Below are 24,785 nucleotides of genomic sequence, written 5' to 3'. Positions count from 1 at the left end.
GCCCTTATTTTGAAGCGATTAGCGCGCAAACAATTGATCGAGGCTGGCAAATGCCTTGATCTCGATGGCATTGCCGCTGGGATCGCGGAAGAACATCGTCGATTGCTCGCCCGGCTGGCCCTTGAAGCGGGTATAGGGCTCGATCTCGAAGCTGACGCCCGCTTCGCGCATCCGCCCGGCCAGCGCGTCGAAATCCTCCAGTGTCAGGACTACGCCGAAATGCGGCACCGGCACGCCGTGGCCATCGACATGGTTGCGCGCCGCATCGCGCCCCGCATTGGCCGGGGCGAGGTGTGCGACCAACTGGTGGCCGAAGAAATCGAAATCGATCCATTCGTCGGAGGAGCGCCCCTCGCCGCAGCCCAGCACCCCGCCGTAAAAGCTGCGCGCGGCCGCCAGGTCGTGAACCGGAAAGGCGAGATGGAAGGGGCGCAGGCTCATTACGGCTCCTCGGTCATGGCCGCCCCGACATGGGCAAGGCCGCGCGCGGCGGCAAGCATTTCCTGACGGTGGCGCTCGCGATACCCGGCGCGCTGTTCCTCGGTCCGTTCACCGAAGCAGGCCGGGCAGCTGACGCCTTCCTCATACTCCGGCGCGGCCTGCGCCTCGGGGCTGACCGGGCGGCGACAGGCGTGGCACGACGCGTGGCGGCCCGGCACCAGCCCGTGCCCGACACTGACCCGCTGATCGAAGACAAAGCATTCGCCCTGCCACCGGCTCTGCTCGGCTGGCACGTCCTCAAGATACTTCAGGATCCCGCCCTGGAGGTGATAGACCTCCTCCACCCCCTCGGCCTTGAGGAAGGCGGTGCTCTTTTCGCAGCGGATCCCGCCGGTGCAGAACATCGCCACTTTCGGTGCCTTGCCCTGACCCAGCAGTTCATCGCGGCAGGCGCGGAACCAGTCGGGAAAGTCGCGGAAGCTGGCGGTCTGCGGGTCGATCGCACCCTGGAAGGTGCCGATCGCCACCTCGTAATCGTTGCGGGTGTCGATCAGGATCGTCTCCGGATCGGCGATCAGCGCGTTCCAGTCCGCCGGGGCCACGTAAGTCCCGACCGAGGCCAGCGGGTCGATCCCCGGCTGTCCCATGGTGACGATTTCCGCCTTCAGCCGCACCTTCATCCGGTGGAACGGCATGGCCGGCGCGCGCGAGAATTTCACGTCGAGCGCGGCGCAGCCCGGCAGACTGCGAATGTGATCGAGCACGGCGGCAATCTCCGCATCGCTCCCCGCGATCGTGCCGTTGATCCCCTCGTGCGCCAGCAAGAGCGTGCCCTTCACCCCATGCTGGCGGCACTGCTCCAGCAGCGGCGCGCGCAGGGCAGCGTGGTCCGCGAACGGCGTGAACTTGTAGAGCGCCGCAACGCAGATCGGCAGGCTGGCGGGGTCCATAAGGCTGGCCCTAATCGTTCATTCTCGACACCGTCAAGCTGAACGGCTAGCGCATGCGGCCATGAAGCTGATCATCGGCAACAAGAACTATTCCAGCTGGTCACTGCGCGGCTGGCTGGCGGCCAAGCAGTCCGGCCTCCACTTCGAGGAGATCCAGGTCCCGCTTTATGGCGAGGACTGGGATCACCGGAAGAAGGAGCATGACGAGATCGCGCCCTCTTCCGGCAAGGTGCCGGTGCTGTGGGATGGCGATGCCGTGGTCTGGGACAGCCTGGCGATCGTCGAATATCTGGCCGACCGCGTGGGGCGCGAACGGTTCTGGCCCAAGGCCGACGATGCCCGCGCCATGGCCCGCTCAATGGTGGCGGAAATGCATTCGTCCTATGCCGCACTGCGCCGCCAGTGCCCGATGAACATCCGGCGCCAGGTCCAGGGCTGGGAAATCGACGAGGAAGCCCGTCAGGATATCGTCCGCATCCTGACCCTGTGGGCCGAGGCGCGCGCCCGGTTCGGGCGGGGCGGGCCGTTCCTGTTCGGCACTTTCAGCGCCGCCGACATCTTCTATGCGCCCGTCGTCAGCCGCTTCTTGACCTATGGGATAGGTGTGCCGGGCTTCGCCCTCGCCTATATGGAAGCGGTGTGGGAACACGAATGGTTGCAGGCCTGGGTGGCCGCGGCCGAGGAAGAAGAATGGGTAATCGAACAATGGGAAAAGCCTGGTTCTGCGAAGGGCGGCAATTGATCCGCTGGCTGGCAATCATGCTGGCGGCACTGGGCGCGCTGGCCGCCCGGCCGGCGCTCGCCTGGGGCGAATTTGGCCACCACGCAACGGCCAGCATCGCCTGGGCCAATGTCTCGCCGCAAACGCAGCGCGCGGTGCGCGAAATGCTGCGCGCCGAAAAGGGGCTGGGCACCGCCTATTGCCGGGTCCGCAGCCTGGAAGAGGCGAGCTACTGGCCGGACTGCATCCGGCGCGAGGGCTGGCGCTGGGGCTATTCCTTCGCCTGGCACTATCAGACCATGAACGTCTGCCGGCCCTATGATCCGCGCGCCAACTGTTCAGGCGGCAACTGCGTGACCGGGCAGATCGAGCGCAACCGCCGCATCCTCGCCGACAAGAGCCTGCCCCAGGCCCAGCGGCTGGAGGCCCTTGCCTGGCTGACCCACTTCGTCGGCGATCTCCACATGCCGCTCCATTCGGGCGACAAGGACGATCGCGGCGGCAATGATGTCGCCGCGAAATACGGCATCGCGCCCGGCCGCAACCTCCATTCGATCTGGGACGGGCCGATGGCCGAACGCGGCGTCACCTCCGCCGTGCCGCCGCTGATCCGCCGCTATACCCCCGAAGAGCGCGCCGCCCTGAATGGCGGCACCACGGCCGACTGGGGCCGCGAAAGCTGGGAGCTGGCCCGCAAGCTGGTCTATACCAAGGCCTTTGACCGCGATCCCTGCGAAGGCGGCGAAACGCCGAAGGAAGTGGTCTGGACCGACGAGGATATCGAGGCCAGCATTCCCACGCTGCAACAGCGGATCAGCCAGGCCGGACTGCGGCTGGCCCGCCTGCTGGACGAGGCGCTGGGCCAGTGAGCGACCTGCCCCCCGTCCTGCCGCTGGCTGAAGCGCTGATTGCCTGTCCCAGCGTGACGCCCGCAACGGGCATGGTGTTCGATTGCCTGGAACAGCAGCTCGCCCCGCTGGGCTTTGCCGTCCATCGCTTCCTGGCCGGTGAAGCGCCCGATGGGCCGGTCGAGAACCTGTTCGCCATTCGCAAGGGCCCCGAAGGCAGTCGCCATTTCGGCTTCGCCGGGCACCTTGACGTGGTCCCGCCGGGCGAAGGCTGGACCGCGGGGGCCTTTGCCCCCGAGGTTCGGGGCGATCTGCTCTATGGCCGCGGCGCGGTCGACATGAAGGGCTCGATCGCGGCGATGGTCGCGGCGGTGGCGGCGATTCCGGCCGAGGCCGGGACGATCAGCTTCATCATCACCGGGGACGAGGAAGGCCCGGCCCGCTTCGGCACCGTGCCGCTGATCGAGCATATGCGCGCGGTGGCAGCGATCCCCGACCTGATCCTGGTGGGCGAGCCGACCTCTGTGCACCGGCTGGGCGACATGATGAAGATCGGGCGGCGCGGTTCGGTCAACATCTGGCTGACGGTCGAGGGCGGCGAAGGCCACGTGGCCTATCCGCACCTTGCCAACAACCCGATCGGGCCGCTGGTCAACATGCTGGCCGAACTGAACGCGCTGGTGCTGGACGAGGGGACCGACTGGTTCCAGCCATCGAACCTCGAAATCACCGACATCACCGTCGGCAACCCGGCCACCAATGTGATCCCGGCCCGCGCCCATGCCCGCCTGTCGATCCGCTTCAACGACCTGCACAGCGGACAAGGCCTGGCCGACATGGTCAGCGCGATTGCCGAAAAGCATGGCGGCAGCGCCCGTGCGGTGATTTCCGGCGAAGCCTTCCTGACCCCGCCCGGCGATTTTTCGGCCATGGTCGCCCGCGCGGTCGAGGCTGAGACCGGTATCACGCCCGAAGCCAGCACCACCGGCGGGACCAGCGATGCGCGGTTCCTGAAGGCGCTCTGCCCGGTGATCGAGTTCGGCCTGTGCAACGCAACGATGCACAAACGCGACGAGGCCGTGGCCGTGGCCGACCTCGAGGTGCTCGCACGGATCTATGCCCGCATTGCACAGGACGCGCTGGCGGGCTGATTGCGGGCAGCCTTGCGGCCTGTTAGGCAAGCGCCAGGCCAGAACTAAGTTATTGGGGACGCACTGCCATGGATCGGCGCCTGACAATCTACATCCTGATCGGCATGGTGCTTGGCGTCGTCGTCGGTCAGCTGCTCTACACCCAGGTCGCGCCGAGCGTGGTCAAGGACCAGGTGGTGCCCTGGCTCAAGCTGCTGTCCGATATCTTCCTCAACCTGATCAAGATGCTGGTCGCGCCGCTGGTGCTTTCAACCATCGTTGTCGGGATCGCCAACATGGGTGACAGTGCTGCCCTTGGCCGGATCGGGTTCCGCTCGATTGCGTGGTTCATCATTGCCAGCCTGATCTCGATCGGTCTCGGCCTGGTGATGGTCAATCTGTTCCAGCCCGGTGTCGGCGCGCCGATCCCCGACGCGGCCGCAGCAGCCGCCGCCGTGGGTGAGGTCAAGGAACTGAAGGCCACCGAATTCATCCTCTCGGTCTTCCCCAAGAACGCTATCGAGGCGTTGGCGACCAACAACATCCTCCAGATCCTTGTCTTCTCGCTGTTTGCCGGGGTCGCTCTGTCCGCGATCGGCGAAAAAGGCGCGGCGCTGGTGCGCGGGGCCGACGCCCTGGCCGAAATGATGCTGCAGGTGACCGGCTATGTCATGCGCTATGCCCCGGTCGCGGTGTTCGGTGCGCTCGCCAAGGTCGTTGCGGTCAGCGGGCTTGGCATCCTGGGCACTTATGTCGAGCTGGTAACCGAATTCTACTTCTCCCTGGCGCTGCTGTGGCTCATCCTGCTGACGATCGGCGGGATCTTCCTCGGGCGGCGGATCTGGACGCTGATCCGCTATATCCGCGAACCGATGATGATCGCCTTCTCGACCGCGTCGAGCGAGGCGGCCCTGCCCAAGCTGTTCGAACAGCTCGACCGGTTCGGCGTGCCGCGGCGCATCTCGGGCTTCATGCTGCCGCTGGGTTACTCCTTCAATCTCGACGGCTCGATGATGTACATGAGCTTCGCGACGATCTTCATCGCCCAGGCCTATGGCATCGACCTGTCGATCGGCACGCAGATCGCGATCCTGCTGACGCTGATGATCAGTTCCAAGGGCGTGGCCGCCGTGCCGCGCGCCAGCCTTGTGGTGATCACCGGCACGCTCGCCATGTTCGGCTTGCCGGTGGAAGGCGTGGCGATCATCCTGGCGATCGACCAGTTCCTCGACATGGGCCGCACCGCCACCAACGTGGTCGGTAATGCCGTGGCAACCTCGGTCATCACCAAGTGGGAAGGCATGCTGGAGGCGCCCGAGCCGGAGTTCGTCGAGCATCCCCACGCCCCGGCCCATACCGCCGCCGATGGCCGGGCCGGGCTGGAGCTCGATCCGTCGAACTTCGAGGACGAGCGCAAGTAGGCGCTCGATCCCATTCGTGTGTCATCCCCGCAAAAGCGGGGACCCATGGTCTGTCCTTGCGCCATGGGTCCCCGCCTTCGCGGGGATGACAATACTGCGACGGGACAGCTAAGCGATCTTCGCCTTGCCCTTCGGGGCCAGGGTCTTCGGCTTGTAGCCGCACAGGTCGGCCACCGGGCAGCGCCAGCATTCAGGCGTGCGCGCCTTGCAGATGTAGCGGCCGTGAAGGATCAGCCAGTGGTGCGCGCCGACCCGGAAGGGCTGGGGCACCTTCTTCTCCAGCGCCTTTTCGACCGCCAGTACGGTCTTGCCCTTGGCAAGGCCCGTGCGGTTGCCGACGCGGAAGATGTGGGTATCGACCGCAAAGGTCTCGGCCCCGAAGGCGCAGTTCATCACCACGTTGGCGGTCTTGCGGCCGACGCCGGGCAGGCTGGTCAGCACGTCGCGATCAGCCGGCACTTCCCCGCCGAAATCGCGCACCAGGATTTCGGACAGGGCGATCACGTTCCTGGCCTTGGCATTGAACAGGCCGATCGTCTTGATGTGCTGCTTCAGCCCCTCCTCGCCCAGGTCGATCATCGCCTGCGGGGTCTTCACCTGTTCGAACAGGCGGCGGGTGGCCTTGTTGACACCCACGTCGGTTGCCTGGGCAGATAGCACCACCGCCACCAGCAGCTGATAGGTATTGCCGAACTCCAGCTCGGTCACGGGCGAGGGGTTATCCTCGGCCAGGCGGCGAAAGAATTCGAAGATCGCCTCGCGCTTCATCGCTCGGTCCGCTCAGCGCAGCCAGCGCGACATGGCCGGGAAAGCGCCCGGGACCGGGCCGCTGCCGGGATTCGGAGCCACGGTCATGCCCCACCAGGCCAGCAGCGGCGTGCCGACCGAGCCGGTGCCCTCGAAGGCATCGATCATGGCCTGCGATCCCCCGCAATAGCCCGCTGGATGGAACAGCACCGGCAAGGGCACGCCGCAGGCCCGCGCCGCTGCCACTGACCAGGCGATCGCCGCCATTTCCTCGGCCGGATCGGTGCCGACATCGCTCACCGCGGCGCGGCGCGGCTGCTCGATCACGGCGATATGGCCGGCCTCGTGCAGCAGGTCTCCGGGATAGGCCGCCACGGCGGGATCGATCCGCAGGTAGCCCTGGTGCACATCCATCCCCGGCACGAAGGTCCGCTCGGCAATCGGCGCGATCCGCACTTCGATCCCGATCGCCTGCAAGAAGGCACAGATCGCCTGCGCCGCTTCAGTCCCGCCGGGCTCAAGCCAGCGGCATTGCGCCACGGCATCCGGCCCGATCATAGCCCCAGCACCTCACCCATGCCGTAACGCCCGGCGGGCTGGCCGATCAGCCACTGCGCCGCCCGCACCGCACCCTTGGCAAAGATGCTGCGGTTTTCCGCCAGGTGCGTCAGCGCCAGCCGCTCGTCCGCGCCGAGGAAATGAACGGTGTGATCGCCCGCCACCGATCCGCCGCGCAAGCTGGCAAAGCCGATCGCGCCGGTCCCGCGCGCGCCGGTGATCCCGTCGCGCCCGCGTTCGGCATGGCTGCCAAGTTCGATCCCGCGCCCCGCCGCCGCCGCCGCGCCGAGCAGCAGCGCCGTGCCCGAAGGCGCATCGACCTTCATCCGGTGGTGAGTTTCGGCAATCTCGATATCCCAGTCCTCGCCCAGCCGGCTCGCCGCCTCGCGCACCAGGTGAGCAAGCAGGGTCACGCCAAGCGAGGTATTGCCGGTCTGCAGCACCGCGATCCGCTCTGCCGCACTATCGCACAGCCAGTGGTGGCGTTCTTCCAGCCCGGTGGTGCCGACCACGATCGGCACGCCCGCGGCCATCGCCACGTCCAGATTGCCTTCGAGCGCGGCAGGGGAGGAGAAATCGAGCAGGACGTCGCTGGTCGCCGCCAGCGCCGCCAGGTCATCGCCCTTGTCGACACCGCCCGCCAGTTGCTCGCCCGCAGCGGCGATCGCCTCGACCAGTGCCTGCCCCATGCGTCCCGCGCTGCCGATAATGCCGATTCTTGCCATTGCGATCCCCAGTGCTGGCGTGCTTCATGGGCGACATGGGCCAAATCCGCAACATCGTGATCCTGACCGGCGCGGGCATTTCCGCCGAAAGCGGGATCGATACCTTCCGCTCCGCCGGGGGCCTATGGGAACAGCACCGGGTGGAGGATGTCGCCACGCCCGAAGCCTTTGCCCGCGATCCGAACCTGGTGCTGCGCTTCTACGACATGCGCCGCGCCGCCATTCAGGAAAAGCTGCCCAACCCGGCGCACTTCGCCCTGGCCGAGCTGGACGCGAACTGGAAGGGCGGGCTGCTGATCGTCACCCAGAACGTCGACGATCTCCACACCCGCGCGGGGGCGCGGCGGGTGCTGCACATGCATGGCGAGCACCTCAAGGCCTGGTGCACCAGCTGCGATGTCCGTTCCCACTGGCGCGGGCCGCTGATCGAGCGGCCGCCCTGTCCGGTCTGCCAGGCCCGCACCCTGCGGCCCGATGTCGTCTGGTTTGGGGAAATGCCCTACCGCATGGGGGAGATCTACGCCGCCCTGCGCGAGGCGGACCTGTTCGTCTCGATCGGCACCTCGGGCGCGGTCTATCCCGCTGCGGGGCTAGTCCGCAATGCGCGAGACCTCGGTATCAGCACGCTGGAGCTCAACCTGGAGCGCAGCCAGGGGTCGGACTGGTTCCACGAGACCCGGCTCGGCCCGGCCAGCGAGGTCGTCCCCGCCTGGGTGGCGGAAGTGCTAGGTTGAAGCCCGCAATCCTCCCCGCCTGCTTGTCATCCCCGCGAAAGCGGGGACCCATGGCCTGATCGTGCCCAGAGGCTACTGGGTCTACATTCTGGCGAGCCAGGCCCGCGGCACGCTCTACATCGGCGTAACCGGCAGGTTGGCCGAGCGGGTCGCCGAACACCGCGAAGGTCGGCTGCCCGGCTTTACCAGCAGATATCGCGTTACCCGCCTGGTCTATGCCGAGGAATTCAACGATGTGAACGAGGCGCTGGCCCGCGAGAAGGCGATGAAGAAGTGGCGCAGGGCCTGGAAGATCGAGCTGATAGAGCGCGGCAATCCCGAGTGGCGCGACCTGTGGTTCGATCTGCATCTCGCCTGATGGCAGGTGTCGGGCCATGGGTTCCCGCTTTCGCGGGAATGACAAGGGAATCAATCAACAGTCTGGCTGGACGAACAGCCCCGACACTCTGCGTCTTTGACGATCCGCATGGTCCTGAGCGAAGGCGTCAGCCCGTCAAGCAGGTGCAGCTTGCCCCATTGCGGATCGCCCAGCGCGGCGTGGCCGTGGACCAGCACCCGCACGGCGTGCATTGCGGCAAAAGTGCCGATCCACCCGGCCATGGCCCCCAGCACCCCGTCGGCGGCGCAGGTGTCGCAATCGTCTGAATCGAAAGCATCGCCCACGAAACAGCGATAGCAGCTCTCCCCCGGCAGGTGCCCGGCAAAATTTGCCACCTGGCCCTGGAACCGGCCCAGTGCCGCACTGGTCAGCGGGATCCCCAGCTGGACACAGGCATCGGAAACCGCCAGCCGTGTCGCGAAGTTGTCACACCCGTCGAGCACAAGGGTCGCGCCTTCGAGGTGCTGCGCGGCCGCATTGCCCCCCAACCTCCCCGTGACCGCGCGCACCTCGATCGCACTGTCGAACCGGCGCACCCAGTCGGCCGCGGCCTCGGCCTTGGGCCTGCCAAGGTCGGCCTCGCCATAGATGGTCTGGCGCTGCAGATTGGTCACGTCGACCACGTCGCTGTCGATCAGGGTCAGCCGACCCACGCCCGCCCCCGCAAGGTATTGCAGCGCAGGTGAACCGATCCCGCCGCAGCCCACCAGCGTCACATGCGCGCCGCTTAGCGCCACCTGCCCGGCCCCGCCCAGCTCGGGCAGCACGATATGGCGGGCAAAGCGATCAAGGCGGTCGGGCGAAAGGCTCATCGCGGCGTCTCTTAAGGGCGTTTGGGCGATGCGGCAAAGGAAGTCTCTTGCCCCTGCCCCCGCGATACGGCACCTAATCGGGCAATTAAGAACAACCATGGGATGAGGCATGCATTACGCACAGTTGCGCCAGGTACGCGAGGAACTGACCGGCCCTGGTGGCCCCTTCGAAATCGTTGAGGCCGAAGTGCTGGGCCAGGTGCTGAAGGTCTACAAGAACGCCCCGCCCAATGCCCGCGCCTTCTGGCTGTCGACCGCCGTGTTCGGTCCGCGCGATTACCTGATCTACGAGGGTGAGCGGATCACGTACGCCCAGGCGCATGACCAGGTCCGCGCCGTGGCCGCCTGGCTGTGGGACCAGGGCGTGCGGCCGGGAGACCGGGTGGCGATCGCCATGCGCAATTACCCGGAATGGATGATCATCTACTGGGCCTGCCTATGCCTGGGCGTGGCCGCCGTCGGCACCAATGCCTGGTGGACCGGCGAGGAGCTGGACTATGCGCTGACCGATTCGACGCCCAAGGCAATCTTCGCCGATGCCGAACGGCTTGCGCGCCTGGCCGAATGCACCTGTCCCGCCGCCAAGGTGCCGACCATTGCCGTGCGGACCGATCCCGCCCCCGGCCAGATTGCCTGGGCCGATGTGATCGCCCACCCCGGCGCCATGCCCGAAGTCAATGTCGATCCCGATGCCGACGCCTGCATCTTCTACACCAGCGGCACCACCGGCCACCCCAAGGGCGCGCAGCTGACCCACCGGGGCTGCGTCTCCAACCTGATGAACCTGCTCTATGCCGGCATGTCGAGCGGCATGGCGACCGAGCGGGGCGGCGGCGCGGCAATCCCGGCCGAACCGCCGATCCCCGCGACGCTGGTCACCACCCCGCTGTTCCACGTCACCGCCAACAATTGCGCCGCCTATGCCGCCACAGCCCAGGGCGGGAAGATGGTGCTGATGTACCGCTGGGAGGCGGGCGAGGCGCTGAAGCTGATCGAGGCGGAACGCTGCAACGGCCTGTCCGGCGTGCCGGTGATGGCGCGCGAACTGATCAACCACCCCGATTTCGACAAGTACGATACCTCCACCTTGCTCAACATGTCGGGCGGCGGGGCGCAGGTGCCGCCGGATCAGGTTGGCGCGATCGATCAGAAGATCCCCTCGGCCCGCCCATCGACCGGCTATGGGATGACCGAAACCTGCGGGATCATCACCTCGGTGGGCGGCGATTTCTTCGTCGACCGGCCCGACAGCGCAGGCCCGGCCATGCCCAATTTCGATGCCAAATGCGTCGATGACGATGGCAACGAAGTGCCGCAGGGCCAGGTCGGCGAACTGTGGGTCAAGGGCTCTTCAGTCATCAAGGGCTACCTCAACCGGCCCGAAGCCACTGCGGCCGCGATCACCGACGGCTGGCTGCACACCGGCGATATCGCCCGGATCGACGAGGACGGGTTCATCTATATCGTCGACCGCAAGAAGGACATGGTCCTGCGCGGGGGCGAGAACGTCTATTGCACCGAGGTCGAGGCCGGGATCTATCGCCATCCGGCCGTGGCCGAATGCTGCGTCTTCGGCGTGCCGGACGAGCGGCTGGGCGAGGAAGTGGCCGTGGCTGTGGTGCTGAAGCCGGGCGAAAGCCTGGATGAAGCGGGCCTCAAGGCGCATTGCGCCACGGTCATGGCGAAGCACAAGGTGCCACGCTACGTCTGGTTCATGGACCAGGCGCTGCCACGCAACGCCAGTGGCAAGTTCCTGCGGCGCGAACTGCGCGAGCAGCTGTTCCAGCAACCAGTGGGAGCGTGACCGATGGCTGACCTTGATGGACGGATCGCTCTCGTCACCGGAGCGGGCAAAGGCCTGGGTGCCGCCACCGCGCGGGCATTGGCTGCGGCGGGAGCGAAAGTGGCGGTGACCGATCTGGTCGCCCCCACCGAACTGGCAACCGAGATCGGCGGGATCGCCCGCGCCCAGGACGTGACCAGCGAATCCGACTGGGAGATGACGATGGACTGGCTGCGCGCCGAGACGGGCGGGCTCGACGTGCTGGTCAACAATGCCGGGCTGTGGCTGTTCAAGCCGATCCTGGCCACCACCCTGGATGATTGGCGGCGGCTCCACGCGGTCAATGTCGAAGGGGTGTTCCTGGGGACGCGCGCTGCCGCGCCGCTGCTGGCCGAGCGCGCCTATCTCTGGCGGGGCGGCACGGCGATCGTGAACCTGTCATCCGTGGCGGGGATCGAAGGGGCAGCCGGGGCGACCTGCTACAACAGCACCAAGGGGGCGGTCCGCCTGTTCACCAAGGGCTGCGCCAAGGAACTGGCCGCGGCGCGCATCCGGGTCAATTCGGTCCACCCCGGCGTGATCGATACCGACATGGGCCGCCACCTGATCGACGATTTCGCCGCCGCGCAGGGCGTGGGCAATAACGAGGTCATGGCCAGTGTTTCGGCCATGCACCCGCTGGGCCACCTGGGCGAGCCGCAGAACGTGGCCGATGCCGTGGTGTTCCTGGCCAGTGACCGGGCCGCCTTTACCACGGGCAGCGAGCTGATCGTCGACGGCGGCCTTTCGGCCTGACGCGGCGGCGGGGGCGGCGGTCAGAGCGCGAAAGCGGCCAGGGCAGCGCGGGCGATCGGCCCGCCCTTCTCCTGCACGAAATGGCCGCCATCAGCCACTTCGAGCGGTGGTGGGCAGCCGTTTATCCAGCCCCGCAGGGTAGCCATGACATCGGGCCCGAGCACCGGATCGGCCATCCCCACGGCCATGAAGGTCGCCCCGCGCCATTCGTTGCGCCACCAGTCGCGGGCCCGCCGCGCCTCGGCAATGCCGGGCATGCCGGGATCGGTCATCACCAGTTCGGGGAAGCGCCGCACCCCGGCCTTGAAGCGGGCATCGGGAAACGGCGCCGCATAGGCCTCGGCTTCCTCCGCCGACAGGTCGGGCTGGCTGCGCCGGAACAGGCCAGCAATATCTAGATCGGGCTGGCCGCGATTGAACGTGCGCCAGCGATCGAACCCCTCGCTCACCGGCTCGCCGACCGGGATCGTGGTGTTCATCACCAGCAGGCGGGTGAACCGATCGGGCATCTCGGGCGGAATGGTCAGGCCCAGGATCCCGCCCCAATCCTGGCAGACCAGGGCAATGTTACGCAGATCGAGCGCGGCGATGAAGGCGCGCAGCATGCCGCGATGGAAATCGAAGGTATAGACCGCCTCATCGACCGGCTTGTCCGAGCGCCCGAAGCCAAGCAGGTCCGGCGCAATGACCCGGTGGCCTGCCGCGGCAAAGACCGGGATCATCTTGCGATAGAGATAGGACCAGGCCGGCTGGCCATGCAGGCACAGGAAGGTCACCGCCGCATCGCGCGGACCTTCATCAAGGTAATGGACTCGCAGACCTTCGTATCCGGTCAGGTCGTCGCGGTAGTGCGGCTCAAAGGCATAGCCCGGCAGGTTGGCGAAGCGGTCATCCGGTGTCCGCAGGGCTGCGATGGTCGACATTCTGCGAATCCCCCTGATCGCGTTTACCGGCCCGGCCACTGTGACAGGATCGTCGCGGCATCGAAATAGTCGCGCCAATAGGTGATCAGGCCATCGTGGACCTCGAACACGCCGGTCACCGGCAGTTCGACCCATTTGTCCGCCAGCCGGTGCCGGTCGAGCCGCTCAAGGATCACCACCGGGCCGTTCTCGGCTGACCGCAGGATCCGGAATTCGTTTTCCAGCGTCGGGGCAAAGAACGGTTCAAGGACAGCGCGAATGCCTTGCGGCCCGCGCACCGTGCCTATCGGTGGGGGATTGGTGTAAGTGCAATCGGGCGCAACCAGCGCGGTCGCCCGATCATAGTCGAGCCGCTCCATCGCCTTGAGGAAGGCCCGGGCGATCTCGCCGGGCATCGCGCTCATGCGGCGCGCCCCTCACCCAGCAGCAGCACCTTGATGTCGCCGCCTGTCCGCTGGATGTGGAGCAGCAGGTAGATCGACAGGAACAGCATCCCGCCAAAGAAGGCCAGCACGGCCAGCCCCAGGCCACCCGCGCTGAACTGGTGGCGCCAGGCCACCCAGATCGCCGAGAGGGCGAGGAAGCACATGAAATCGAGGTTGAACTGACCCGGCCAGCCCATTTCGGCCATGTCGCCGAAAAAGACGGGCAGCAGGTTGAAGCCGTGGTTGGTGATGGTCACCGAAGTATAGGCCACGATCGCAACCAGGCAGGTGGCGAGGAACAGGCGAAACAGGGTCATGGTCTGGCTCCTTTTTCAATTGGTCTGGCGGGTTTCAAGGTAGCGGCAGCGCGCGAACATGGCAGCGAGGCCGATGCAGCCGGTGGTGCAGATGAGCGCCAGCCAGGGCCACGGGTTCATCCCCACCGCCCGCGCGCGGGGCAGCAGCAGGGTCCAGCCGATGGCAATGGCGATCAGCAGATCGAACCAGACCTGGTTGCCCCAGGCGTTCTGGGTGTGGTTGGGCCAGAAGCCGAACGGACCCTCGCTTGCCACGGCGTAAAGCGAGAAGGCGGCGAACAGGGCGCAGATCAGGCCGGCAAAGAGCCAGCCCCGCGAAGGGCGCAGGCCTTCACCAACTGTGGTCAGGACGAACAGCACCAGCGCGGCCACCGGCAGAATCGGATAGAGAGAAGTCATCGGCGGCGACTCCTTGTAGCAACTGCTACATGGTATCTGAATGTAATGAGTGCTACAAGGGCGAAATGAGCGTCAGGGACACACAGCGCGAAGTGGTGGTCGAACGGCTGGCCGGGCACCTGCTCGAGCATGGCCTCGCGCGCACCAGTCTGCGCCAGCTGGCCCAGGCGGCCGGGGTGAGCGACCGGATGCTGCTCTATTACTTTGCCGACAAGGCCGAGGTGCTGGCCGCGGTGATGGCGCGGGTGGCGGGCGAGCTGGCCATGCGGCTGGCCGTGGCGATCCCCGATGGCGCGCCGCTGAAGCCCGCCGAGCTCGTGCGCCGCGCGGCCGAATTCACCACCGGGCCCGAAATGCGCCGCTTCATGCGGCTATGGGTGGAAGTGGTGGCCGCCGCCGCGCGCGGCGAGGCCCCCTTCCCCGCCATCGTCGCCCAGGTCATGGCGGGCTTCCGGCAATGGGTCGATGCCCGGCTCGATCTGCCTGCTGGCGCAGATCGCGAAGGCACGGCCGCCGCGATCATCGCGGTAATCGACGGGCTGGCCCTGGTCGATATCTGCAGCGAGGACGAGATCGCCCCGCGCATGGCGGCGGCACTGTCGGGCCTGCTGGCCGACTGAACCCGCGCAGCACAAGACCGCCAACCCTGTGCACAAGCCTGTGCACAGGGTAGCGGATTATCAGTTCATACGCGGCGGAAGAGGCTCAGCTTTCCAGCTGGCGCAGCAGGCTGCGCACATCGCCGTCCATATCGGCATCGCGGGTGCGCAGGTCCTCGATCAGGCGCACAGCGTGGATCACGGTCGAGTGATCGCGCCCGCCGAACTTGCGGCCGATTTCCGGATAGGAGCGCGGCGTCAGCACCTTGGCGAGGTACATCGCCACCTGGCGCGGACGCACCACGGCGCGGGCCCGGCGCTTCGATGCCATTTCGGTCCGGTCGACCCGGTAGAACTGGCAGACAGTGCGCTGGATCTCGTCGATCGTGATGCGGCGGCGGTTGGCCGAGAGGATATCGGTCAGCTGTTCCTCGGCCAGCTGGAGCGACACGGCCTGGCCGGTCAGCTGGGCGTAGGCGATCAGCTTGTTGAGGCCGCCAACCAGTTCGCGTACGTTGCGGTTGATCGTGCGGGCGAGGAATTCGACCACATCACCCGGCACGTGGCTGGGCGCGAAACGCTGCAGCCGGTGTTCCAGGATCGCGCGGCGCAGTTCGATATCGGCCGGCTGGATGTCCGCGACCAGGCCCATGCTGAGGCGCGAGAGCAGGCGCTGTTCCACCCCGTCGAGCGCCTGGGGCGCACGGTCGGCGGCGAAGACCAGCCGCTTGCCTTCGGCCAGCAGGGCATCGATCGTGTAGAGCAGTTCTTCCTGGGCGCTGGCCTTGCCGATGATGAACTGGATATCGTCCACCAGCAGCAGGTCGAAGCCGCGCAGCCGGGCCTTGAATTCGATCGTCTGGTTCTGGCGGAGCGCCTGGACGAATTCGACCATGAAGCGCTCGGCCGAGCAGTAGAAGATACGCGCCCGCGGATGATTGGCCAGATAGGCATGGCCGATCGAGTGCAGCAGGTGGGTCTTGCCCTGGCCAGTCGCCGCCTTGAGATAGAGCGGCGCAAACTGCGGCGTTTCAGTGGCCGCCATGCGCTGCGCGGCATTGCTGGCGAGCACATTGGCGGCGCCGGTCACGAAGCTGGCGAAGGTCAGCGAGGGGTCAAGCCCGACCGGGCCACCGATGCCGCCCCCACCGATCCCGCCGAAATCGGCATTGCCCATGCCCAGGGCATCGCCCGGCTGGGCCAGCTGCACACCATCATTGGCGGCGCGGCGGCCGTCCTCGCGGCCAAGGCGCAGGCCCGGCATCGCCCGGCGACCGGGCAGCACCGCGATCCGCACGTTGCGGATATCGGGCCGGGCAATCTTCCAGGCCAGCGAAAGCCGGTCGGCAAAGCGGTCCGCGACCCAGTTGGCCGAGAACTCCGTCGGCAGGAACAGGTCAAGTGTCCCGGTCTCCTTGCAGAAGGAGCCGAGCTGGATCGGCTTGATCCACTGGCTGTGCAGCTGATGCCCCAGGTCCTTGCGCAGGCCCTGACTGATGTCAGCCCAGTCGGCGGCAAGATCGAGCGCTTCTTGTTCTTGTTGCATGCGCTCTACGTCTGCTCCGCCATGCGCGGCGGATCCGCGCGAATTGTTCATGTTCGGTCCCGACACCCCTGCGGCCCCCAAAAAACTACCCCACCCCATGCCGCATTTGACACAAGGAACCCGGTCGCCGACCCCCAAATTGCCGGCGCCGTCATTCAATTCTGTTTGCAAGTCCCGAGGCGATTCTCGCGCCGGGCTTGTCGCTAGTTATGCCCCGCCCACCGGCCAGAGCAAGGCGCCGACTGCAAAAAAAGTGAAATAAATGGCCTTGACTCTGTGGGACCTGCCACAATCCCGTCGATCGCGTGCAAGGCCTTGTTAAGGTTACATTTCCTTGAATTACTACAACCGAATCGCGGGATTTCCTGACATTGCCGCAATGCAGCAGGGTCAGGTTCGGCCCATGCGAAATCGGCCGACAGGAAACCCGTCGGCCGATTGCAGGAGAACGTTCTGTTTTCGTCCCGCTGGCTGGCCCAAGACAGGCCGCCGGACGCGCGAATCAGAGCGCGGCGACGCGCTTCGTGAGACGCGACAGCTTGCGCGAGGCAGTGTTCTTGTGGAGCACGCCGCGGGCCACGCCGCGGGCCAGTTCCGGCTGGGCAGCCTGCAACGCTTCGGCAGCAGCAGCCTTGTCCCCACCGGCCAGCGCAGCCTCAACCTTCTTCACGAAGGTGCGGATGCGACCCAGGCGGTTGCCGTTGATTTCTGCCCGGCGTTCGTTGCGGCGGATGCGCTTCTTGGCTTGCGGCGTATTGGCCATGTTCGTCCTTGAATATCGTTCAGTTGTGCGGAGTCGACCCGCAGGAAAGCGCGGCCCTTAGCCATGGGAGGGCGAATCGTCAAGCATTCCCGGCTATCTTTGGCACTTCGCGCAGTGCCAGGTGCTGCGTCCGCCCTGGGCAAAGCGCTGAACCGGTGCGCCGCACCGGGTGCAGGGCTGGCCGGTGCGATCATAGACATCGAACTGCTTGGAAAAATAGCCCAGTTGCCCATCGGGCTGGGCATAGTCGCGCAGCGTGCTCCCGCCCGCCTCGATCGCCTCGGCAATCACGGCCTTGATCGCGGGGACCAGCCGCGCCAGCGCCGTAGCGGAAACCCGGCCCGCCGCCTTGCGCGGGTCGATTCCGGCCCGGAACAGCGCCTCGCAGACATAGATGTTGCCAAGGCCGGCGACGATCCGCTGGTCAAGCAGCATCAGCTTGATCGCCGCGCTGCGTCCGGCCAGCGCGGATTTAAGATGCGTCGGGGTCAGGTCATCGCCCAGTGGCTCCGGCCCCAGCGCGGCAAAGGCCGGCCAGGCGGCCAGCGCGCCCTCGTCCACCAGGTCCACCGAACCGAACCGGCGTGGATCGTTGAGCGCCAGCACATGGCCCGATGCCGTTTCCAGCACCAGGTGATCGTGCAAGGCCAGGTCCTCCGGATCGATTCGCCACCGGCCTGACATGCCGAGGTGAAACACCATGGTCCGCCCCCGGTCGGTATGGATCAGGCCATACTTGGCCCGGCGTGACAGGCCGGTCACGGTTGCCCCGGTGAGGGCCTGGGCGAGGTCGGCAGGAAAAGGGCGGCGCAGGTCGGCGCGGCGCGGCGTGACCCGCGCCAGTCGCGCGCCATCAAGGTAGCGCGCCAAGCCGCGAACGGTGGTTTCGACTTCGGGAAGTTCTGGCATTGGCAAGCTCTCGTCATCCCGGCCCTGTGCCGGGATCGCTGGCAGGTTGCCCATGCCCTATCGGTCAGCGATCCCGGGTCAAGCCCGGGATGACGTCCCCCTTTGCGCAGGCCACAAACCCGCGTAAGGCGCGAGGCCTATGAGCGAACAGGTTTCCTTCGGCTACGAAGAGGTCACTCCCGAGGAAAAGACCGAGCGCGTCGGCGCCGTCTTCTCCAGCGTCGCGCGCAAGTACGACGTGATGAACGATGCCATGTCGGTCGGCATGCACCGGTTGTGGAAGGACAAGTTCGTCCGCCGTGTGAAGCCCCAGCCGGGCGAACAGATCCTCGACATGGCCGGCGGCACGGGCGACATCGCTTTCCGGATGGCGGCGCGCGGCGCGACGGTAACCGTGTCCGACATCAACCAGGACATGCTGGACGTCGGGATCGAGCGGGCCATGGAACGGGGCTTCGATAGCCTGGTCTGGTCGCGCCAAAATGCCGAGGAGCTGAGCTTTCCGAGCCGCTTCTTCGATGCCTATACGATCGCTTTCGGCATCCGCAACGTGACCCGGATCGACAAGGCTCTGGCCGAGGCGCACCGCGTGCTGAAGCATGGCGGGCGGTTCTATTGCCTCGAATTCTCCACCACCGAGTGGCCGGGGTTCAAGGAGGTCTACGATCTCTATTCGCACCAGCTGGTGCCGAAGATCGGCCAGGCCATCGCGGGCGATGCCGATTCCTATCGCTACCTGATCGAATCGATCCGCCGCTTCCCGACCATGCCCGAATTCGAAGGCATGATCCGCGCCGCCGGGTTCTCCCGCACGCGGGTTGAGCCCATCCTGGGCGGGCTGGTGGCCATTCACAGCGGTTGGAAGATTTGAGCAACGATGCGCGCACTTGCTCCCAAGGTTGTCATCCCCGCGAAAGCGGGGACCCATGGTGCAACGGCTGGGCCATGGGTCCCCGCTTTCGCGGGGATGACACTTATGGTTTGGACAGGGTGATCGCATGACCGGCCCCACGACCCACCTGATCCGTCTGCTGCGCTGGGGCCGCATCCTGGCGAAGCATGGCGCACTGCGCGGGATCGAGCAGGATCGCAACACGCCCGCGCCGGTCAAGCGGCTGTTCAGGCTGGCCCGGCTGGGCACGTTCCAGCCGCGCGTGCCGGACTATGCCGGGGCCTTCCAGGCGATCGGCCCGGCTGCGATCAAGCTGGGCCAGACGCTCGCCACCCGGCCCGACCTGGTGGGCGAGGAAGCGGCCCACAACCTATTGAGCCTGCAGGACAGCCTGCCCCCCGTCCCCTTCGCCGCGATCCGGGCGGAGATCGAGGCCAGCTTCGGCAAGCCGCTGGAGGACCTGTTCGCCAGCGTCGATCCCGTGCCCGTCGGCGCGGCCTCGATCGCGCAGGTTCACAAGGGCGTGACCAGCGATGGCCGCACCGTGGCGATCAAGGTGCTGCGCCCAGGCATCCGCGAAAAATTTGCCGCCGATATCGAGACCTACGAATGGGCCGCCGCCCATCTCGAGGCGCTGGGCGGCGAAGCGGCGCGGCTGCGCCCGCGCCTGGTCATCGCCAACCTGAAGCGCTGGACCATGCGCGAGCTGGACCTGCGGCGCGAGGCGGCCTCCGCCTCGGAACTGGCCGAGGCGATGAAGGGCTTCGAAGGCTATCGCATTCCCGAAATTGACTGGGACCGCACCAATGGCCGGGTGATGACGATCGAATGGATCGACGGCATCAAGATCAGCAATCGCGCGGCGCTGGAAGCCAGCGGGGTCGACTTGCCGGACCTCGCCAGCCGACTGGTCATCGCCTTCCTCACCCAGGCGATCAGCCACGGCTATTTTCATGCCGACATGCACCAGGGCAACCTGTTCGTGCAGGACGATGGCACCATCGTGGCGATCGATTTCGGCATCATGGGCCGGATTGACCGCCGCGCCCGCTACTGGCTGGCCGAAATCCTTTATGGCCTGACCACCGGCAATTACCGCCGCGTCGCCGAGATCCATTTCGAGGCGCAATATGTGCCGAGCTATCACTCGGTCGATGAGTTCGCGACCGCGCTGCGCGCCGTGGGCGAGCCGATGCGCGGCAAGCCCGTGGCCGAGCTTTCCGTGGGGCAGATGCTCGACGGGCTGTTCGCGATCACCCGCGATTTCGACATGCAGACCCAGCCGCACCTGCTGCTGCTGCAAAAGACCATGGTGATGGTCGAGGGGCTGGCGACCGCGCTGAACCCCGGCATCAACATGTGGGACGTGTCCGGACCCTTCGTGAAGAACTGGATCCGTGACGAGCTGGGGCCGGAAGCCGCGCTGGCCGACCGGCTCAAAGAAGACACCGAAACCCTGCTGCGCCTGCCCGGCCTGATCCGGCGGCTGGAAGAGAAGTTCCCGCCCAAGGGCGGCGCGCCGGAAGCCCCGCCTCTGCCCGAAGTCGAACTGGTGTGGGACCGCCGGCGGACAACAGGGCGCGGCTGGGGCGGCTATCTGCTGACACTGCTGGCGGGCGGCGGACTGACCTGGGCTGCCATGCGGTTATGGAGCTGACGGACAGCCCAGGCACGGCGGTGACGACACCGCAGGCCTTGGGCTGGGCTCTGGCGACCGCGGCGCTGACCGGCCTGTTTGCGCTGGTGCTGATGCCTGTTGCCATGGTGATCGCCGATCCAACCGAGTTACGGGGCGCCTCGCTGGACGATCTGCCCGGAATGATCGCCTTCCTGTTCATCGGCGCGATCTGGGCCGTGCCTATCGCGACCATGGTTGCCTGGTTGCCGATCACCGTGGTCGGCTGGACATTGCAGCAGGCTGCCCGGCGCTGGACCGTGCTGGCGAGCGGCTGGGTTCATGCCGCCGTGGGCGCGGCGTGCGGGGCGATTGTCCACGCCGTGCTCGACCTGGACCGTGCGGGGACTTCCCCGCCGATGCTGGCCTATTTCGCCACCATCGGCATCTTCGCCGCGCTGACCTTCCGCCGCCTGACGCGCGAGGTTCCGGCGGCAACCTTCGGACAGGACTAGACCATGGACCTCGACGCGCTGATCCTGCACTTCTTCGGGACCGAGGACCCCGCCGAACTGACCGAGGCGGACTATGAGCGCGCGCTCGAAAAGCTGAAGATCGGCTTCGGGGTGGAGCGTGAGCCGGGCCGCAGGTTCGCCCTGTGGACGCTGATGGATGCGCTGGGGATCGCCCCGCTCCCGGCCGAAGCCTTTGCCAAGGAGCCGATGCTCAAGGCCGCGGCGGAGGATTACCTGAAGGCCGCGTTCCGGCTGGAACGCTTTGGAGACAGCGATGACTAGACCCGCCGTGCTGTTCGTCTGCCTGGGCAACATCTGCCGCTCGCCGATGGCCGAGGGGGCATTCCGCCAGGCGGCGGAAACCGCCGGGCTGGACGTGATCATCGATAGCGCCGGAACCGCAGCCTATCACGTGGGCGATCCGCCCGATCCGCGCGCCCAGGAAACGGCGCGCAGCTATGGCGCCGAGATCGGGTCTTTGCGCGGGCGGCAGCTGGTGGCCGAGGATTTCCGGCGGTTCACCCATGTCTTGGTCATGGACCATGCCAACCTCGCCAACGCCTTGGCGATCGTGCCGGACGATGCGATCAGCCAGCCGCAGCTGCTGCTTGACCTGGTGCCGGGGCGCGAGGGCGCGGCGGTGGCCGATCCCTATTACGGCGGCGAGGAGCATTTCGAGGATACCTGGGCCGATGTGAGCCGCGCGGCAGCGGAGCTGGTCAGGGCCTTGCAAGGATGAGCCACGAAAGCGCGGTCGCCTGGCTGGCCGAGCACGCCCCCGAGGTGCGGCTGATCGACCAGGCGCAATCGACCGCCACCGTTGTCGAAGCCGCCGCGACGCTGGGCGTGGAACCCGGCCGGATCGCCAAGACCCTGGCCTTTCGCGTGGGCGAGGCGCCCTATCTGCTGGTCGCGCGCGGCGATGCCCGGCTGGACAATGCCCGCTGCAAGGCGGAACTGGGCGGGCGCCCGCGGATGCTGGGTCCGGACGAGACCCTGGCGCTGACCGGCCATGCCGTGGGCGGGGTCTGCCCCTTTGGCCTCGCCACCCCGCTGCCGATCCTCGCCGACCGGTCACTGCTGGCCTTTCCGACCGTTTTCCCCGCGGCGGGATCGCGCACGTCCTCGGTCGAGCTTGAACCGGCGCGCCTCGCCGAACTGGTCGGCGCCCGCTGGGTCGAGATCTGCAAGCTGCCGGAATAACCCCGAGGGGATGAAAAGAGGGCGGCAGGGTTTGCCCCTACCGCCCTCGATCAAGTCAGCCTTCTGGGGGCCCGAAGACCCCCGGGCCTCCTCTCCAACCTTAGAACTTCGAGCCGGCGCGCAGACCGATCGTGCGCGGAGTGATCGGCACGATGTAGGGACGCTGGTAGCACTGGCCGCACTGGACAAAGCGCGAAGCCTGACCACGCTCGTCGAACAGGTTCGAGGCGAACAGCTCCAGATTGAAGCTGTCCCACTCAATCCCGACGGCCAGGTTGACCGTGCCGTAATCGAGCAGGCGGCCCAGCTGGAAGGCGTCAGCCACGCGGATGTCGCTGCTGGCCGAGCTCTGGTAGGCCCAGTTCAGCTGGCCATAGGGCCGGGCCGAACCGTTCGTTTCGAAGGTATAGCGGGCCGTCCCGTTCAGCTTCCACATCGGGGTAACCGGCAGGCGGGTGCCAACCGGTGAAACGACGCTGTTGCCGGCACCGGTGCAGGCATAGGTCGGATCAGCCACGGCGCAGAGGTTCTGGATGGTCTTCGCATCGGTGTACGAGCCCGCCAGCTGCAGGAAGATTCCTTCGCGATTGTAGGACAGGTCCATTTCAACGCCGCGGATGCGAGCATCCGGACCGTTCTTGATCTCGGTGAAGCTGTTCGCGCCGAGGTAGGAGAACTGGAAGTCGTTCCAGTTCTGCTGATAGACCGCGCCATTGAAGCGCAGGCCCGGCATGATGGTGGTCTTCCAGCCGAATTCGTAGTTGATCAGGAAGTCCGCATCATAGGGACCAACGTCGGCGCGGCGGTTCACGCCGCCCGGACGGAAGCCCTTCGAGGCCGTGGCATAAAGCAGCACGTCGCTGGTCGCCTTCCAGCTCAGGTTGAAGCGCCAGGTCAGGCCATCGTCCTTGACGCGGACCGGATCGACACCCGAACCGTTCCAGACGCCGAGGTTGGTGCAGGGCGTGTCAGGGACCACGCCCGGCAGCAGGCGAACGCCCGGGGTACCCGCCACCGGGCGCAGGCGCGAGCCGGTGGTGGTGAAGCACTGGGCAACGCCGGTGCGCGAGCTGCCGGCCCCGTTGCGCGGAGTAGCATTGAAGTTGTCATTCGGGTTGCGGCCAAAGCCGAAGAACCCGATCAGCGTGTTGTCGAACCGATAACCGCGCACCCCGGCGGTGAAGGTCAGGTTCTCCAGCACGTCATAGCTGAGTTCGCCGAACACGGCATAGTCCTTGTCGACGCGCTCCTGCTTGGTCAGCCACAGCGTGCCCGGGCGGCCGTTGACCGAAACCAGCGGGCCCAGGTTGGTGATGTAGTAATCCTGCAGGATGTCGTTCGACTGACGCTGGAAGAACACGCCGCCCACAAAGCGGAGCGGCTGATCGGCCGGCGAGGCGACCCGCAGTTCCTGGCTCAGCTTCTTGAAGTGATCGCCGCCGCGGATGCGCTGCTGCGGGTTGATCGTGTTGCCGAGCGAATCCTGGAAGTAGAAGTAACCTGCGAGGCCGTTGTAGGCGGCATAGAGCTGGTCATAGGCTTCGGCGTAGTCGGTGTAATCGCTTTCGCCGGACACCTTGCGATCAAGGTAGGCGCCGGCATAGGTCACGTCCCAGCTGCCGATCTTGCCTTCGATGGTCAGCGCGGCCTGGATCCACTTGTCGGTGCGGGTTTCCGGGCCGAAGCGCTGGATCTTGAGATCGCCGACGCGCTGGTCGAAGGCATAGGACCCTTCACCCAGCATCTTCTGGTAAGCGACCGACGGGGTGACCGTCCAGTTATCGTCCAGATCGACCTTCAGCGCGGCGCGGCCACCGAAGATTTCGGTCTCGTTGTAGTTGTTCTCAACGAAAGCCGCGTTGTTGATGCAGATCCCGCCCGGACGGGGCAGGAAGCAGCGCTGGCCGGCCACGTTGTCGATATAACCGGCATCGCGCTGGTAGAAGCCGACAACGCGCAGGGCCATCCGGTCATTGATCGGCGCGTTGACCATGGCATCGAGCTTGCCGCCGATCGCACCGTTCTTGACCGTGTTGAGCTCGCCATCGATCGAACCTTCGAACCCGGCGGTGGTGGGCTTGTTGGTGATGATGCGCAGCGTACCGGCCTGCGACGAGGCGCCATAGAGCGTGCCCTGCGGGCCCGAGAGGCTTTCGATGCGGGCGATGTCATAGATGTGGACATCGAGGTTGCCACCGATCGTGGTGACCGGCTGTTCGTCGAGGTAGACACCGACCGAAGGCAGCGAACCGGAGTGGTTGCCGTCACCGCCCGAGGCGACGCCGCGCATGTAGACCACGTTCGAACCGGGAACGCCGCCGCCCTGGAACGAGACCGAGGGAAGCTGCTGGGCATAGCCCTTGAAATCGGTGATGTTGAGCTGCTCAAGCTTGGCGGTGCCGAGCGCTTGGATCGAAATCGGAACGTTCTGCAGGTTTTCGGTGCGCTTCTGCGCCGTCACCACGATTTCGTTGGCATCGACCTCGTCGGCGGCGTCCTGCGCCAGAGCCGGGAGGGCAGTGAGCGCAGTGGTGGCAAGCAGAGCGGAACCGGCTGCACGGCGAATTGCAAGTTTCATGGGTACCCCATCTTGAAGGTGTTCAAAGACATCCCTGATTCCAGACGGCGCTCTGGT

The 24,785-nt window shown here is 66.4% G+C and carries 29 protein-coding genes; 15 read left to right on the top strand and 14 right to left on the bottom strand.

From position 1 onward, the window contains the following. Positions 1 to 18: 18 nt before the first annotated feature. A complete protein-coding gene (locus tag O9281_RS07180; RefSeq protein ID WP_298184126.1) occupies positions 19 to 441 on the bottom strand; it encodes a VOC family protein in 423 nt (140 codons plus the stop codon). Beyond that, positions 441 to 1,391, bottom strand: coding sequence for a rhodanese-related sulfurtransferase (locus O9281_RS07175; RefSeq protein WP_298184124.1), 951 nt, complete (start codon positions 1,389 to 1,391; stop codon positions 441 to 443). The genes O9281_RS07180 and O9281_RS07175 overlap by 1 nt, the downstream gene beginning before the upstream one ends. Positions 1,392 to 1,452: 61 nt before the next feature. Here O9281_RS07175 and O9281_RS07170 point away from each other — a divergent pair, with 61 nt between their 5' ends. The 4 genes from O9281_RS07170 (at position 1,453) to O9281_RS07155 (ending at position 5,511) form a co-directional block, all read left to right on the top strand. After that, positions 1,453 to 2,133, top strand: coding sequence for a glutathione S-transferase family protein (locus tag O9281_RS07170; RefSeq protein ID WP_298184121.1), 681 nt, complete (start codon positions 1,453 to 1,455; stop codon positions 2,131 to 2,133). Then, positions 2,097 to 2,981 (top strand): S1/P1 nuclease, encoded by an 885-nt coding sequence (locus tag O9281_RS07165; protein WP_298184119.1) that lies wholly within the window; start codon positions 2,097 to 2,099, stop codon positions 2,979 to 2,981. Before O9281_RS07170 ends, O9281_RS07165 begins: the two co-directional genes overlap by 37 nt. After that, positions 2,978 to 4,111, top strand: a complete 1,134-nt coding sequence (gene dapE, locus O9281_RS07160) for a succinyl-diaminopimelate desuccinylase (RefSeq protein WP_298184117.1) — start codon at positions 2,978 to 2,980, stop codon at positions 4,109 to 4,111. Before O9281_RS07165 ends, dapE begins: the two co-directional genes overlap by 4 nt. Before the next feature lie 68 nt (positions 4,112 to 4,179). Further along, positions 4,180 to 5,511, top strand: a complete 1,332-nt coding sequence (locus tag O9281_RS07155) for a dicarboxylate/amino acid:cation symporter (protein WP_298184115.1) — start codon at positions 4,180 to 4,182, stop codon at positions 5,509 to 5,511. A 108-nt stretch (positions 5,512 to 5,619) separates the two neighbouring features. Here the strand turns inward: O9281_RS07155 and nth are convergent, their stop codons facing one another. The 3 genes from nth to dapB are packed head-to-tail and all read right to left on the bottom strand — an operon-like array spanning position 5,620 to position 7,541. Further along, positions 5,620 to 6,279: an endonuclease III gene (nth, locus tag O9281_RS07150; RefSeq protein WP_298184113.1), complete on the bottom strand. Its 660-nt coding sequence runs from the start codon at positions 6,277 to 6,279 to the stop codon at positions 5,620 to 5,622. Between the two features lie 12 nt (positions 6,280 to 6,291). After that, positions 6,292 to 6,816: a hypothetical protein gene (locus O9281_RS07145; RefSeq protein ID WP_298184112.1), complete on the bottom strand. Its 525-nt coding sequence runs from the start codon at positions 6,814 to 6,816 to the stop codon at positions 6,292 to 6,294. After that, positions 6,813 to 7,541: a 4-hydroxy-tetrahydrodipicolinate reductase gene (gene dapB / locus O9281_RS07140; protein WP_298184110.1), complete on the bottom strand. Its 729-nt coding sequence runs from the start codon at positions 7,539 to 7,541 to the stop codon at positions 6,813 to 6,815. The genes O9281_RS07145 and dapB overlap by 4 nt, the downstream gene beginning before the upstream one ends. Before the next feature lie 35 nt (positions 7,542 to 7,576). Between dapB and O9281_RS07135 the strand changes: the two genes are divergently transcribed. Together O9281_RS07135 and O9281_RS07130 are read left to right on the top strand one after the other, a co-directional pair. Further along, positions 7,577 to 8,275, top strand: coding sequence for an NAD-dependent deacylase (locus tag O9281_RS07135; RefSeq protein WP_298184109.1), 699 nt, complete (start codon positions 7,577 to 7,579; stop codon positions 8,273 to 8,275). A 61-nt stretch (positions 8,276 to 8,336) separates the two neighbouring features. Then, the gene (locus O9281_RS07130; protein ID WP_298184106.1) at positions 8,337 to 8,633 is read left to right on the top strand and encodes a GIY-YIG nuclease family protein; all 297 of its coding nucleotides are present in this window, start codon (positions 8,337 to 8,339) and stop codon (positions 8,631 to 8,633) included. 50 nt (positions 8,634 to 8,683) lie between these two features. Here O9281_RS07130 and O9281_RS07125 read toward each other — a convergent pair whose 3' ends face one another. After that, on the bottom strand, positions 8,684 to 9,466 hold the full coding sequence (locus tag O9281_RS07125) for a HesA/MoeB/ThiF family protein (RefSeq protein ID WP_298184104.1): 783 nt from the start codon (positions 9,464 to 9,466) through the stop codon (positions 8,684 to 8,686). A gap of 109 nt (positions 9,467 to 9,575) precedes the next feature. Here O9281_RS07125 and O9281_RS07120 point away from each other — a divergent pair, with 109 nt between their 5' ends. Next, the gene (locus O9281_RS07120; RefSeq protein WP_298184102.1) at positions 9,576 to 11,270 is read left to right on the top strand and encodes a class I adenylate-forming enzyme family protein; all 1,695 of its coding nucleotides are present in this window, start codon (positions 9,576 to 9,578) and stop codon (positions 11,268 to 11,270) included. 3 nt (positions 11,271 to 11,273) lie between these two features. Beyond that, a complete protein-coding gene (locus tag O9281_RS07115; protein ID WP_298184100.1) occupies positions 11,274 to 12,044 on the top strand; it encodes an SDR family oxidoreductase in 771 nt (256 codons plus the stop codon). A 20-nt stretch (positions 12,045 to 12,064) separates the two neighbouring features. On the opposite strand, the gene O9281_RS07110 is transcribed toward O9281_RS07115, so the two are convergent. Genes O9281_RS07110 through O9281_RS07095 form a run of 4 tightly spaced genes read right to left on the bottom strand, consistent with a single transcriptional unit; the run spans position 12,065 to position 14,108 of the window. After that, positions 12,065 to 12,967 carry a haloalkane dehalogenase gene (locus O9281_RS07110; protein WP_298184099.1) on the bottom strand — a complete coding sequence of 301 codons (903 nt, stop codon included), beginning with the start codon at positions 12,965 to 12,967 and terminating at the stop codon, positions 12,065 to 12,067. A 23-nt stretch (positions 12,968 to 12,990) separates the two neighbouring features. After that, complete coding sequence (locus O9281_RS07105) at positions 12,991 to 13,371, bottom strand: limonene-1,2-epoxide hydrolase family protein (protein WP_298184097.1); 381 nt, start codon at positions 13,369 to 13,371, stop codon at positions 12,991 to 12,993. Beyond that, positions 13,368 to 13,709, bottom strand: coding sequence for a hypothetical protein (locus O9281_RS07100; RefSeq protein ID WP_298184095.1), 342 nt, complete (start codon positions 13,707 to 13,709; stop codon positions 13,368 to 13,370). Before O9281_RS07100 ends, O9281_RS07105 begins: the two co-directional genes overlap by 4 nt. A 15-nt stretch (positions 13,710 to 13,724) precedes the next feature. Continuing rightward, positions 13,725 to 14,108, bottom strand: a complete 384-nt coding sequence (locus tag O9281_RS07095; RefSeq protein WP_298184093.1) for a hypothetical protein — start codon at positions 14,106 to 14,108, stop codon at positions 13,725 to 13,727. 65 nt (positions 14,109 to 14,173) lie between these two features. Here O9281_RS07095 and O9281_RS07090 point away from each other — a divergent pair, with 65 nt between their 5' ends. Then, positions 14,174 to 14,728, top strand: a complete 555-nt coding sequence (locus tag O9281_RS07090; RefSeq protein WP_298184092.1) for a TetR/AcrR family transcriptional regulator — start codon at positions 14,174 to 14,176, stop codon at positions 14,726 to 14,728. Positions 14,729 to 14,813: 85 nt separating this feature from the next. On the opposite strand, the gene dnaA is transcribed toward O9281_RS07090, so the two are convergent. The 3 genes from dnaA to mutM form a co-directional block, all read right to left on the bottom strand. Beyond that, positions 14,814 to 16,253 (bottom strand): chromosomal replication initiator protein DnaA, encoded by a 1,440-nt coding sequence (gene dnaA, locus O9281_RS07085; protein WP_298184091.1) that lies wholly within the window; start codon positions 16,251 to 16,253, stop codon positions 14,814 to 14,816. Positions 16,254 to 16,755: 502 nt separating this feature from the next. Continuing rightward, entirely contained in the window at positions 16,756 to 17,016 is a 261-nt protein-coding gene (gene rpsT, locus O9281_RS07080; RefSeq protein ID WP_298184090.1) for a 30S ribosomal protein S20, read from the bottom strand. Between the two features lie 93 nt (positions 17,017 to 17,109). Continuing rightward, positions 17,110 to 17,925, bottom strand: a complete 816-nt coding sequence (gene mutM, locus O9281_RS07075) for a bifunctional DNA-formamidopyrimidine glycosylase/DNA-(apurinic or apyrimidinic site) lyase (protein ID WP_298184639.1) — start codon at positions 17,923 to 17,925, stop codon at positions 17,110 to 17,112. A 139-nt stretch (positions 17,926 to 18,064) separates the two neighbouring features. On the opposite strand from mutM, the gene O9281_RS07070 reads away from it, so the two are divergent. From O9281_RS07070 to O9281_RS07045, 6 genes are all read left to right on the top strand, one after another. Further along, positions 18,065 to 18,796 carry a class I SAM-dependent methyltransferase gene (locus O9281_RS07070; protein WP_298184089.1) on the top strand — a complete coding sequence of 244 codons (732 nt, stop codon included), beginning with the start codon at positions 18,065 to 18,067 and terminating at the stop codon, positions 18,794 to 18,796. A 127-nt stretch (positions 18,797 to 18,923) separates the two neighbouring features. Continuing rightward, positions 18,924 to 20,474: a 2-polyprenylphenol 6-hydroxylase gene (ubiB, locus tag O9281_RS07065; protein WP_298184088.1), complete on the top strand. Its 1,551-nt coding sequence runs from the start codon at positions 18,924 to 18,926 to the stop codon at positions 20,472 to 20,474. Positions 20,475 to 20,494: 20 nt separating this feature from the next. Beyond that, positions 20,495 to 20,947, top strand: coding sequence for a hypothetical protein (locus O9281_RS07060; protein WP_298184087.1), 453 nt, complete (start codon positions 20,495 to 20,497; stop codon positions 20,945 to 20,947). A 3-nt stretch (positions 20,948 to 20,950) separates the two neighbouring features. Further along, a complete protein-coding gene (locus tag O9281_RS07055; protein ID WP_298184086.1) occupies positions 20,951 to 21,229 on the top strand; it encodes a hypothetical protein in 279 nt (92 codons plus the stop codon). After that, on the top strand, positions 21,222 to 21,686 hold the full coding sequence (locus O9281_RS07050) for a low molecular weight protein-tyrosine-phosphatase (protein WP_298184085.1): 465 nt from the start codon (positions 21,222 to 21,224) through the stop codon (positions 21,684 to 21,686). The genes O9281_RS07055 and O9281_RS07050 overlap by 8 nt, the downstream gene beginning before the upstream one ends. Next, a complete protein-coding gene (locus tag O9281_RS07045; RefSeq protein ID WP_298184084.1) occupies positions 21,683 to 22,150 on the top strand; it encodes a YbaK/EbsC family protein in 468 nt (155 codons plus the stop codon). The genes O9281_RS07050 and O9281_RS07045 overlap by 4 nt, the downstream gene beginning before the upstream one ends. A gap of 100 nt (positions 22,151 to 22,250) precedes the next feature. On the opposite strand, the gene O9281_RS07040 is transcribed toward O9281_RS07045, so the two are convergent. Next, on the bottom strand, positions 22,251 to 24,728 hold the full coding sequence (locus O9281_RS07040) for a TonB-dependent receptor (RefSeq protein ID WP_298184083.1): 2,478 nt from the start codon (positions 24,726 to 24,728) through the stop codon (positions 22,251 to 22,253). Positions 24,729 to 24,785 lie beyond the last annotated feature (57 nt).

The sequence above is a fragment of the Novosphingobium sp. genome, from assembly GCF_027531025.1.
GTDB lineage: Bacteria > Pseudomonadota > Alphaproteobacteria > Sphingomonadales > Sphingomonadaceae > Novosphingobium.
The sequence above is the reverse complement of the archived record's forward strand: the minus strand, read 5'-3'. Positions and strand labels throughout refer to the sequence as shown.